Raw genomic sequence first — 11,771 nt, forward strand, 5'->3', positions numbered from 1 at the left:
CATGGCAGCTGTTAGTTAATTTAACAGCCAAAGGTGCCAGGAATCATGCCCGACCACCGTTTGCCGCCGCTCAACGCGGTGCGTGCGTTTGATGCCGCCGCGCGTCTGGGCAGCTATGTCGAGGCCTCGAAAGCCCTGCACGTGACTCAGCCGGCGATTGGTCGACATGTGAAGTTGCTCGAGGAGTGGCTGGGCATTCAGTTGTTCGAGCGCACTTCGCGCGGGGTCAACCTGACAGCGGCGGGGGAGAAGTACCACCGCAAGATCAGCGCCGCGTTGCAGTTGATCATCGAGGCCGGCAAAGAGGCGCAGCCCAAGGATGCCGAGCGCTGGTTGCGGATCATGGTGGTGCCGGGGTTTGCCAAGCGCTGGCTGATGCCGCGCATCGAAGCGATGCGCCATTTGCGACCGGGTTTGAAGTTCGCCATCGAGCCGAATTCGACCTTCACTGAAGTCGATGGCAAAAGTGCCGATCTGGGCATCGTCTACGGGCTCGACGGGCAATACGCCGACTCCCGTGAAGCGCTGATCTGCCCGCGCGTGTTTCCGATCTGCACCCCGCACTATCTCGCCAGCATCGGACCTGTGACCAGCCCGGCGGATCTGGTTCGTCACGAGCTGATCCACGTCGATGATGGCGAATGGTGGAACCTGTGGTTCGCCGCCCACGAGCTGGATATTCACCTCAATTCCGACATGCTCTACGTCAACAACGATCACGCACTGTCGGTGGCCGAGAGCGGGCAGGGCATTGCCCTGGCCAACGAAGTGCTGGTTCGCGAGGAACTCAAATCCGGCAAACTGGTGCGCGCGGTGGACGCCCAGGTGAAGCTGGAAAGCTATCGGGTCCTCACGCCGTCCGCCGAACTGTCGGCGGATGCGGCGTGGTTTATTCAGTGGCTGAAGACCGAGCTGGAAGCGGACTTCCCCGAAGCGCGGATCAACTGAGGCGGAAGCGAGCGGTGTTGTCGCTCAGGGCCTTGCTGCCCTGGCTCAAGGTGTCCGCCGCCAGATTCACTGCGCGGGCGCCTTCCAGCAAGCGCACGGCGGCCTGATCGACCTGTTGAATGTTGCCGCTGACCTCATCGGCGGTGCTCGCCTGTTCCTCAACGGCGGTGGCGATCTGCACGAGGGTGTCGGTGACACTTTGTACGGCGCTGGCGATTTCGCCGAGACGTTCACCGAGACCGGTCACGGCTGCGGCATCCGATTGCGCCTGGCCGCATGCGGCTTCCATCAGGCTGACCGCTTCGTTGACCGTGGCGCGCAGGCTGTCGACCGTGCCGGCAATCTGCGCAGTCGATGACTGAGTGCGCTGCGACAGGCTGCGCACTTCATCGGCGACCACGGCAAACCCGCGCCCCTGTTCGCCGGCGCGTGCCGCCTCGATCGCAGCGTTGAGCGCCAGCAGGTTGGTCTGCTCGGCGACGCCACGGATGGTGTCGACCACCAGTTGAATCTGCTGGCCCTGCTCACTGACTCGACCGAGTGCCGCTGCGGTTTCGTTGAGGCGTTGGTTGAGTTGCTGAATGCTCGCCGTGGTGCGCTGGCTGTCGCGGCTGCTGTCGGCGGCGATGCGCCGGGTGTGCTGGGCGCTGCCGGACGCCTGTTCGCAACTGGCCGCCACACCTTGCGAAGTGGCGGCCAGTTGCGTGGCAGCGGCGGCGATCTGGCTGATCTGCAACTGCTGCGCCTCGACTTCGCTCAGCGCGCCGCTGGAGTGATCGTTGAGGCTGCGCACCGCGTGGCTCAGTTGTGAGGTTTCGTGATCGACCCCGAGCATGCTCGCGCGCAGTTGCACCACGGCGACGTTGAGCGCGGTACTGATCGCCGCCAGCTCATCACGGCCCACCACCGGCACTTGCAGACTAAGATTGCCGTCGCGCAGGGCTTCGGCGAGCAGGGTGATGCCGCTGGCGCTGCGCCGGATCGAAGCCTGCAGGCAGACGAACAGGTACAGCGCCGCCAGCAGCAGGCAACCGAACACGGCGGCGACCACGATGAACTGGCGAATCGCCGAAGCGTGGTAGGCGTCCAGGCGCTGATCCAGCGACAGCAGCGATTGCTGGCGCAACGACGCAAGATCGCTCAGCAGGGCGTCGAGGCTGCGTTCGAAGTCTTCGGGTTTGAGGGTAATGCTGCCGCCGAACACGCCGTCATCCAGCACTTTCAGGCCGGCATCGAGGCGTTTGAGACTGTCGTGGTATTGACCGGCCCAAGTTTGCAGATCGCTCGGCAGGCGCGCTTCGAGCAAGCCTGCCGTTTTGACAAGCTGCTCGCGGGCGTCGCCGATGCGGCCACGCAGATCGCGCAGCTGCAAGCGACTTTGCAGGGTGAATTGTCCCGAGACCACCGAAGCCTGGCCGACCGCCGCCAGGCGACCCACGCGCTCGATCAGATCCGGCGCATGCTGGGTGGAGATCTGCGTCAGCAAATAGGTTTCCAGCCATGGCGCCAGCGTCAGGCGGTTGTCCATGACGATTTGCTCGCGCAAGGCTTGCAGGGCGCTGAGGGCGTTGGTGAAACGGTCATAACCGTCCGGCCACCAGCCGACGCTGCTCAGGCTCTTCGAGTCCAGATCACCGAGCGCGGTTTGCAGGGCTTGATAGCGGGCGAGGGTTTCGCCTTCGGCACCTTCATTTTTCAGCGCGTCGCCCAGATCCGTGGTGGCTTGCACAACGGCGGGCTGAACCTTGTCGAACGCAGCCATGGCGGCGAGGGTGGCCGGGGTCGGCTGGCGATTGGTTTCGGTGGCGCGCCAACGGGCGGCGCGGTCACGCTGGGCGGCGAGCAGGTTGTCCAGCGCATCGAGGCTGAGCAACTGGCGTACACCGGCGCGTTCGCCGGAAATCAGATTGAGCTTGTCGCGATAGTCCTGGCCGATCATTAACAGACTGCCGGCCAACGGCAGAATAAACAGCAGAAACAACAGCTGGAATTTACGTGCGAATCCAAACCGCCCCAGCAATTTGATCCCCGGTGACAAGAAAGCCTGCATGCCTCATGACTCCTCTGGACACCACGCACCAATGGCGTGCATCGCGGTCGTGTGACCTGGATGTCGTGCCCTGCTAAAAGGCCTCGAAAGTTCACTCTCGCCCGCTCTGTAGGCCGGCTCTGTAGCGAAACTTCCCATTCTCGGCGACCTTTGTAAGGCCACCGCGTTCGAGGGGAGAAGCAAGGCAAGATTCAGACCATGGCGTTGCGCTATCACCCTTTCCCCTGTAGGAGCTGCCGAAGGCTGCGATCTTTTGATTTTGTTTTTAAGGGCAAGATCAAAAGATCGCAGCCTGCGGCAGCTCCTACAGGGTTTGATGAGTTATGGAGTAGGACGTTAGTTAGCTGGCTAAGGGGATGGCGCTGGCGCACCGAAAAATGGCACATTGACGCACCTGCCTGCGTGCACCCATCTGCTGTACGGAAACTTTCATGGCTATCAGCAACGCTCAGACCGCCGCTGCCTCGGCGTCCGCTCCCCCCCAAAGCAGCCCGTTGGTGATGCGCATCATCGGCGCGGTGGCGCTGGCGCATTTGATCAACGACCTGATTCAGTCGGTGCTGCCGTCGATCTATCCGATGCTCAAAGCCAACTATGGCTTGAGCTTCACCCAGGTCGGCCTGATCACGCTGACCTTCCAATTGACCGCGTCGCTGTTGCAGCCGTGGGTCGGTTATCACACTGACCGCCATCCGAAACCGTGGCTATTGCCGGCAGGTTCGGTTTGCACGCTGATCGGCATCGTGATGATGTCGATGGTCGGCAGTTTCCCGTTGATTCTGCTGGCGGCGGCGCTGATCGGTATCGGCTCCTCGACTTTCCACCCCGAGGCTTCGCGGATCGCGCGGCTGGCCTCGGGCGGGCGCTTCGGTCTGGCGCAATCGACCTTTCAGGTCGGTGGTAACGCCGGTTCTGCGTTCGGCCCGTTGCTGGCGGCAGCGATCATCATTCCGTTCGGTCAGGGCAATGTGGCGTGGTTTGGTTTATTCGCGGTGTTCGCGCTGTTCGTGCTGTATCGCATCAGCCGCTGGTACGCCCATCACCTGAACCTGTTCAAACTCAAGGCCGGTCAGGCGGCGACTCACGGGTTGTCGAAGGGCAGAGTGATCAGTGCGCTGGTGGTGCTCGGTCTGCTGGTGTTCTCCAAGTATTTCTACATGGCCAGCCTCACCAGCTATTTCACGTTCTACCTGATCGAGAAGTTCGACCTGTCGGTGGCCAGCTCGCAACTGCACCTGTTCCTGTTTCTCGGTGCGGTAGCGGCGGGTACGTTCTTCGGCGGGCCGATTGGCGACAAGATCGGGCGTAAGGCGGTGATCTGGTTTTCGATTCTCGGCGTGGCACCGTTCACCTTGCTGATGCCGCACGTCGATCTGTTCTGGACCACTGTCCTCAGCGTAGTGATCGGCTTCATTCTCGCCTCGGCGTTCTCGGCGATCGTGGTTTACGCGCAGGAACTGGTGCCGGGCAATGTCGGAATGATTGCCGGGGTGTTCTTTGGCTTGATGTTCGGGTTTGGCGGGATCGGTGCGGCGTTGCTGGGGCATCTGGCGGATGTGCACGGTATCGAGTACGTGTATTTCCTGTGCTCTTTTTTGCCGTTGTTTGGCGTGCTGGCGATCTTCCTGCCGCGCACCAAAAAGGCCTGACCCCACACTATTTCAATTGTAGTAGTGAGCCTGCTCGCGATAGCGGTGTGTCAGTTGACGTTACTTTATCTGACACACCGCTATCGCGAGCAGGCTCACTCCTACAGGGGAATGTGTTTGGCCTTGAATTTCAGGCACAAAAAAGCCGCGTATCAAACGCGGCTTTTTCTTGGGCGTGTCGCTTACACGTTGAAGCGGAAGTGCATCACGTCGCCGTCTTTGACGATGTAGTCCTTGCCTTCCAGGCGCCATTTACCGGCTTCCTTGGTACCGGCTTCACCCTTGTACTGGATGAAGTCGTTGTAGGCGATGACTTCGGCGCGGATGAAGCCTTTTTCGAAGTCGGTGTGGATCACGCCGGCGGCTTGTGGTGCGGTGGCACCGACTTTGACGGTCCAGGCGCGGACTTCTTCAACACCGGCGGTGAAGTAGGTCTGCAGGTGCAGCATTTCGTAGCCGGCGCGGATTACGCGGTTCAGGCCAGGCTCTTCCAGGCCCAAGGCCTCGAGGAACATGTCTTTCTCTTCGCCGTCGTCGAGCTCGGCGATTTCCGCTTCGATCTTGTTGCACACCGGAACAACCATGGCGCCTTCTTCTTCGGCGATGGCCTTGACCACGTCCAGGTGCGGGTTGTTCTCGAAACCGTCTTCAGCGACGTTGGCGATGTACATGACCGGTTTGGTGGTCAGCAGGTGGAAGCCCTTGATCACCGACTTTTCGTCAGCGCTCATGTTCTTCATCAGGCTGCGCGCAGGCTTGGCTTCGGTGAAGTGCGCGATCAGTTGCTCCAGCAGAGCCTTCTGCACCACGGCGTCCTTGTCACCGCCCTTGGCGTTACGCGCGACTTTCTGCAGTTGCTTCTCGCAGCTGTCGAGGTCGGCGAAGATCAGTTCCAGGTCGATGATTTCGATGTCGCGCTTCGGGTCGACGCTGTTGGAAACGTGGATCACGTTGTCGTCTTCGAAGCAGCGCACCACGTGAGCGATGGCGTCGGTTTCGCGGATGTTGGCCAGGAACTTGTTGCCCAGACCTTCACCTTTCGACGCGCCGGCCACCAGGCCTGCGATGTCGACGAATTCCATGGTGGTCGGCAGGATGCGCTTTGGATTGACGATGGCCGCCAGGGCTTCCAGACGTGGATCCGGCATCGGCACGATGCCGCTGTTCGGCTCGATGGTGCAGAAGGGGAAGTTCTCGGCCGCGATCCCGGATTTGGTCAGGGCGTTGAACAGGGTGGACTTGCCGACGTTAGGCAGGCCGACGATGCCGCAATTGAATCCCATGGTGTTTCCCCTCGGATTAGAGTCAGGCCTTCTGGCTGTGCAGGTTTTTCATCGCGCGGTTCCATTCACCGGCGAGGATATCCGGCAGCACGCCGAGGGCAAAGTCGATGCTGGCATCGAGTTTTTCCTGTTCGGCGCGTGGCGCACGACCCAGGACGAAATTTGAAACCATACTGGCGACGCCCGGGTGGCCGATGCCAAGCCGCAGGCGGTAGAAAGTATTCTGATTGCCCAGTTGCGCGATGATGTCGCGCAACCCATTGTGACCGCCATGGCCGCCGCCCTGCTTGAGCTTGGCGACGCCCGGAGGCAGGTCGAGTTCGTCGTGCGCCACCAGGATTTCTTCAGGCTTGATGCGGAAGAAACCGGCGAGTGCCGCCACGGCCTGGCCGCTGCGGTTCATGTAGGTGGTGGGAATCAGCAGACGAACATCCTGACCCTGATGCGAGTAGCGCCCGGTCAGGCCGAAATATTTGCGATCGGCCACAAGGTTCACACCTTGCGCGGCGGCGATACGCTCAACAAAAAGGGCCCCTGCGTTATGCCGGGTCTGTTCGTATTCAGCGCCTGGATTTCCCAGGCCAACGATCAGTTTGATGGCAGTCACGATAGGGGCCCTTCCTTGGAGTGGTGGTTAACATCGCCGCGATCAGTGAAGGCGGCGAAAGTGGACGAAAATTGCTCATTTACCATGAATGTAAACTCCGCGTTCTCGCCCGCTTTCTCGCTACGTTCCAGTCCGCGATGTTTCACTCACTCCGACGAACAGAGTGAAATTACTCTGCTGCGCCTTCTTCGGTAGCTTCTGGAGCAACACGTGGAGCGTGGACGTTGGCTACTGCCTTGTCATCGCCGTGTGCCAGAGCAACGAACTCGACACCTTTAGGAGCTTTGAGGTCCGACAGGTGAACGATGGTGCCGATTTCAGCGTTAGCCAGGTCGACTTCGATGAACTCAGGCAGGTCTTTTGGCAGGCAGGAAACTTCGATCTCGGCAACAACGTGCGAGATTTCGCCGCCTTTCTTCACTGGAGCAGCTTCGTTGATGAAGTGCACAGGAACGATAGCGGTCAGTTTCTGGCCAGCTACAACGCGTACGAAGTCAGCGTGCATCACGTGGCCTTTGGCCGGGTGACGTTGCAGGGCTTTGATGACGACGTTTTGTTTCTTGCCACCAACGTTCAGCTCGATGATGTGGCTGTAAGCCGCTTCGTTTTCGAGCAGTTTGGCAACTTCTTTGGCCAGCATGCTGATGGATTCAGGGGCTTTGTCGCCACCGTAAACAACAGCTGGAACCAGAGCGGCGAGACGACGCAGGCGGCGGCTCGCACCTTTCCCCAGGTCGGAACGCACTTCAGCATTCAGAGTAAAATCGTTCATTTTGTATCTCCAAAATAGCCATGACCGAGTGGCGTTTGCGACCAGCGCCAAACACGGTATGGGCAAAAAAGCCCCGCCCCGACAGGAATGCCGGGGCGGGGCGCTTTTCGTCAACGAGACATTTCGAGAAGGGCAGGGCCCTTAACGGAACATCGCGCTGATCGATTCTTCATTGCTGATGCGGCGAACCGCTTCGGCAACAACCGGTGCGATATCCAGTTGACGGATACGTGCACAGGCTTGTGCTGCAGCGGACAGCGGGATGGTGTTAGTCACCACCAGCTCGTCCAGCACGGAATTTTCGATATTCTCGATGGCCCGACCCGACAGCACAGGGTGTGTGCAGTAGGCAAAGACCTTGGCTGCGCCATGCTCTTTCAGGGCCTTGGCCGCGTGGCACAGAGTGCCGGCGGTATCGACCATGTCATCGACCAGAATGCAGGTACGCCCTTCGACATCACCGATGATATGCATCACTTCAGAGTGATTGGCTTTTTCACGGCGTTTGTCGATGATCCCGAGATCCACGCCCAGGGATTTGGCAACGGCCCGTGCACGCACGACGCCACCAATGTCCGGGGACACGATCATCAGGTTTTCGAAGCGCTGATCTTCAATGTCATCCACCAGAACCGGGGAGCCGTAGATGTTATCTACCGGAATATCGAAGAAACCCTGAATCTGGTCAGCATGCAGATCAACCGTGAGAACACGGTCGATGCCGACTACGGTAAGCATGTCAGCAACGACTTTCGCGCTGATAGCCACACGTGCGGAACGCGGACGGCGATCCTGACGGGCATAACCAAAATAAGGAATAACAGCAGTAATACGAGTAGCCGAGGAGCGGCGGAAGGCATCAGCCATCACTACCAGTTCCATCAGGTTATCGTTGGTCGGAGCGCAAGTCGGCTGAATAATGAAAACGTCTTTACCGCGAACGTTTTCATTGATCTCGGCAGTAATTTCGCCGTCGGAAAATTTACCGACAGAGATGTCACCGAGAGGGATATGCAGCTGACGTACAACACGCCGAGCCAGATCGGGGTTAGCGTTCCCCGTAAAGACCATCATCTTGGACACGCGCAGTACCTAGAGGCTGAGGGTAACCTGGATGAGTATAGAAAATGGCAGGGGCGGCTGGATTCGAACCAACGCATGGCAGGATCAAAACCTGCTGCCTTACCGCTTGGCGACGCCCCTGTATCTGTTGCTTCAAGTGCCTGGCACTTGATTCCTTTTAGAGCAGACTTTGCAGCTTGCGATGCAACATCGAAACGTTGCTTCCTTTCGCTACAAAACCTGTAAGGGTCTCTGTCAGAAGGGCCGAGACTTTATCAGCTTCAGCTTTGCTTGGGAAGCCCCCAAACACACAACTTCCAGTTCCGGTGAGTTTTGCTTCGGTAAATTTACCTAACAAATCCAATGCGTTACGTACTTCAAGATAACGCCTTGCAACCACCGGCAAGCAGTCATTTCGACTGTTTCCCTCGGGAACGGGGCGCACTTTAATGGGCGGCGTGTTACGTGTCAACAAAGGATCGGAAAAAATTTCTGCCGTACTTACAGAGACTTGCGGCACGAGCACCAGATACCACGGTTCTTCGGGGTCGACCGGGGTCAGTTTCTCGCCCACACCCTCGGCAAATGCCGCGTGACCCCGGACGAAAACCGGTACGTCAGCGCCGAGCGACAGGCCCAATGCCGCGAGGCGATCTTCATCCCAGCCCAATTGCCACAAGTGATTGAGGCCGAGCAGGGTGGTCGCCGCGTTGGAGCTGCCGCCACCGATGCCGCCGCCCATGGGCAGCACCTTGTCGATCCAGATGTCGATGCCGAGTGTGCAGCCAGACTGTTGCTGCAGCATTTTCGCCGCGCGCACGATCAGGTTGCTGTCGTGGGGCACGCCAGCGAATTCGGTGTGCAGATGAATCACGCCGTCATCGCGCACGGCGAAGGTGATTTCGTCGCCGTAATCGACGAACTGAAACAGCGTCTGCAATTCGTGGTAGCCGTCCGCGCGGCGCCCGAGAATGTGCAGCATCAGGTTGAGCTTGGCCGGCGACGGCAGCGTCAGACGTGGAGCGGTCATGCTTTATTGCCCCAATTTGCGCGGTTGCCAGGTCTTGATCACCAGCGTCACGTCCAGATCGGTGCCGTGCAGCTTGATCCGCTCGGGCAGCCAGTAACCGTTTTGCTCGGCGTAGCTGAGGTACTCGACCTTCCAGCCATCCTGTTCCAGATTGGCCAGACGACTGTCGTTATCGAGGGTCAGACGACTTTTGCTTTCTGGTGCGGGCAGGCCACGGACCCACCAGGCCAGATTGGATACCGGCAGCTTCCAGCCGAGTTGCTCTTCGAGCAGCGCTTCCGGTGACTCAGAGTCATAGCGGCCCTGATTGGCGACTTCCAGCGAAACCTTGCCCGGGCGTCCGGTCAGACGTGCCGCGCCACGACCCAGCGGGCCGGACAGGCGAATGTCGTAGTAGTCCTGGCGTTGCAGCCAGAACAGCGTGCCGCTGCCGGAATCTTTCGGTGCGCGAATGCCGATCTTGCCTTCGATCTGCCAGCCGTCGAGGCCGGTCAGCTGTTGTTTGTTCGCGGCCCACTGAGCCGGACTGCCGTGGCCCTCGACCGATTCGCGAGCGCCGAAGCCCGCGCAACCGGCGAGCAGGGCGATGAAGCTGAAAACAATAACGTGGCGCAAAAACATGAGTTAAAGAGTCTCGGATCCGGTCAGGCGCTTGATGGTGCTGCGCAGGATGGTGCTGTCGGGCTGATCTTTGAGGTACTTGCCCCAGACTTGCTTGGCCTCGCGCTGATTGCCCTTGACCCACAGAACTTCGCCCAGGTGCGCGGCGACTTCGTGGTCCGGGAAACGCTCAAGCGCCTGACGCAGATATTTCTCGGCGTCGTCCAGATTGCCCATGCGGAAATTCACCCAGCCGAGGCTGTCGAGTACCGCCGGGTCTTCCGGGTTGATCTGGTGCGCCTGTTCGATCAGCGCTTTGGCTTCAGCGTAGCGGGTGGTGCGATCGGACAGGGTGTAGCCCAGCGCATTGAGCGCCATGGCGTTGTCCGGGTCGCGCTTGATGATCAGGCGCAGGTCTTTTTCCATCTGTGCCAGATCATTGCGTTTTTCCGCGAGCATGGCCCGGGTGTAGAGCAGATTCAGATCGTCCGGGTATTGCTGCAAGGCTTTATCCAGCGTTTTCCAGGCCTTGTCGTCCTGTTTGTTGGCCGACAGGGTTTCAGATTCGATCAGATACAGCTGGATCGCGTAATCCGGCTGGGCATCGCGCTCGGCTGCCAGTTTGCTCTGGGCTTCAGCGGTCTTGCCGTTGTTCATCAGAATATCGGCCTGACGCAGTTGCGCCGGCAGATAGTCGTTGCCCGGGCCGACCTGCGCGTATTCGATCAGCGCGCCCTGCGGGTCGTTGCGTTCTTCGGCGATGCGACCGAGGTTCAGGTGCGCCGAATCAACATGACTTTCACGAGCGATCAGGTCTTCAAGATAACCCTTGGCCTCGTCCCAGGCCTTGGCTTCCAGGCACACCAGCGCCAGCGAGTAACGAAGTTCATCGTCTTCGGGGTATTGCTGAACCAGGGTGGAGAACTCGATCTTGGCGTCGTCCATCCGGTCCTGTTCCACCAGCGTGCGCGCATAAGTCAGGCGCAGGCGCTTGTCGTCCGGGTATTTCTTGATGCTTTTCTGCAACAGTGGCAGGGCTTCGTCGCCACGATTCATGGTTTGCAGCAGACGCGCGCGCAGCAGGATCGGCGCAATCTCGCCTTCTTCCGGCGGGTTGTCTTCGAGCAGGGTCAGTGCGGCTTTATTGTCGCCGTCCTGTTGCAGCAGCAGGGCCTTGCCGAATATCAGCTGGCTGTTCTTCGGGTGGCGCTGCAGCAGACGGTCGAAACTTTTCATCAGGCCGTTGCGGGTTTCCTGATCGGTATCGGCCGCCGACAGGGCGAGGAAGTCGAAATGGGTGTCACCCTTGCCCTGCAGGACTTTCTCCATATAGACCATGGAGTCGTCGTAACGCCCGGCGCGGGCCAGTTGCACGGCGGCGGCGCGCTGCGCTTCGAGGTCGTCCGGAGCGTTTTTTGCCCAGATCAGTGCGGTATCCAGCGCAGGCTGGTCGGCACCGAGATATTCGGCGATGCGGAACGCGCGCTCGGAAACCCCCGGATCCTGAGTATTGATCGCCTGGGTCACGTAGTTGTCCAGGGCAATGTCGAACCGATTGCGCTGGCCGGCGAGTTCGGCGCTCAGCAGGCTGAAAACGGTTTCCTCGCTGAACGAGCTGTAAACCTTGGGTTTTTCAGGCGTGGACGCGGTGTCTTCGACCGGCGGGGTACCGTCCGGCGAAACGGGTGCCATGGCCTGGCAGCCGCTGAGGAAGACAAAAGCAAGGAGCAACGCGGAAGATCTATTCATATAGGAAGAGGACGACTAACC

The 11,771-nt window shown here is 59.7% G+C and carries 10 protein-coding genes and 1 tRNA gene; 2 read left to right on the forward strand and 9 right to left on the reverse strand.

Features of this window, described 5'->3' with window-relative positions; all coding sequences use genetic code 11:
* Nucleotides 1-45: 45 nt before the first annotated feature.
* Entirely contained in the window at nt 46-948 is a 903-nt protein-coding gene (locus JN524_RS26335) for a LysR substrate-binding domain-containing protein (protein ID WP_202371217.1), read from the forward strand.
* On the opposite strand, the gene JN524_RS26340 is transcribed toward JN524_RS26335, so the two are convergent.
* Complete coding sequence (locus tag JN524_RS26340) at nt 941-2,998, reverse strand: methyl-accepting chemotaxis protein (protein ID WP_202371218.1); 2,058 nt, start codon at nt 2,996-2,998, stop codon at nt 941-943. The two genes, JN524_RS26335 and JN524_RS26340, sit on opposite strands and share 8 nt — an antisense overlap.
* Before the next feature lie 431 nt (nt 2,999-3,429).
* Here JN524_RS26340 and JN524_RS26345 point away from each other — a divergent pair, with 431 nt between their 5' ends.
* Nucleotides 3,430-4,647 (forward strand): MFS transporter, encoded by a 1,218-nt coding sequence (locus tag JN524_RS26345; protein WP_202371219.1) that lies wholly within the window; start codon nt 3,430-3,432, stop codon nt 4,645-4,647.
* Nucleotides 4,648-4,829: 182 nt separating this feature from the next.
* Here JN524_RS26345 and ychF read toward each other — a convergent pair whose 3' ends face one another.
* The 8 genes from ychF to JN524_RS26385 form a co-directional block, all read right to left on the reverse strand.
* On the reverse strand, nt 4,830-5,930 hold the full coding sequence (ychF, locus tag JN524_RS26350) for a redox-regulated ATPase YchF (protein ID WP_007967645.1): 1,101 nt from the start codon (nt 5,928-5,930) through the stop codon (nt 4,830-4,832).
* Nucleotides 5,931-5,952: 22 nt separating this feature from the next.
* On the reverse strand, nt 5,953-6,537 hold the full coding sequence (gene pth / locus JN524_RS26355; RefSeq protein WP_003228164.1) for an aminoacyl-tRNA hydrolase: 585 nt from the start codon (nt 6,535-6,537) through the stop codon (nt 5,953-5,955).
* A 169-nt stretch (nt 6,538-6,706) separates the two neighbouring features.
* Complete coding sequence (locus JN524_RS26360; protein WP_007967646.1) at nt 6,707-7,309, reverse strand: 50S ribosomal protein L25/general stress protein Ctc; 603 nt, start codon at nt 7,307-7,309, stop codon at nt 6,707-6,709.
* A 141-nt stretch (nt 7,310-7,450) separates the two neighbouring features.
* Nucleotides 7,451-8,392 carry a ribose-phosphate pyrophosphokinase gene (locus JN524_RS26365; RefSeq protein ID WP_003171603.1) on the reverse strand — a complete coding sequence of 314 codons (942 nt, stop codon included), beginning with the start codon at nt 8,390-8,392 and terminating at the stop codon, nt 7,451-7,453.
* Between the two features lie 45 nt (nt 8,393-8,437).
* Nucleotides 8,438-8,512 (reverse strand) — tRNA-Gln (locus JN524_RS26370).
* Between the two features lie 37 nt (nt 8,513-8,549).
* A complete protein-coding gene (gene ispE / locus JN524_RS26375; RefSeq protein WP_202371220.1) occupies nt 8,550-9,401 on the reverse strand; it encodes a 4-(cytidine 5'-diphospho)-2-C-methyl-D-erythritol kinase in 852 nt (283 codons plus the stop codon).
* Nucleotides 9,402-9,404: 3 nt separating this feature from the next.
* Complete coding sequence (gene lolB / locus JN524_RS26380; RefSeq protein ID WP_202371221.1) at nt 9,405-10,022, reverse strand: lipoprotein insertase outer membrane protein LolB; 618 nt, start codon at nt 10,020-10,022, stop codon at nt 9,405-9,407.
* A 3-nt stretch (nt 10,023-10,025) separates the two neighbouring features.
* Nucleotides 10,026-11,750, reverse strand: coding sequence for a tetratricopeptide repeat protein (locus JN524_RS26385; RefSeq protein ID WP_202371222.1), 1,725 nt, complete (start codon nt 11,748-11,750; stop codon nt 10,026-10,028).
* Nucleotides 11,751-11,771: the final 21 nt, after the last annotated feature.

It is taken from the genome of Pseudomonas sp. MWU318, assembly GCF_016756945.1.
GTDB lineage: Bacteria > Pseudomonadota > Gammaproteobacteria > Pseudomonadales > Pseudomonadaceae > Aquipseudomonas > Aquipseudomonas putida_A.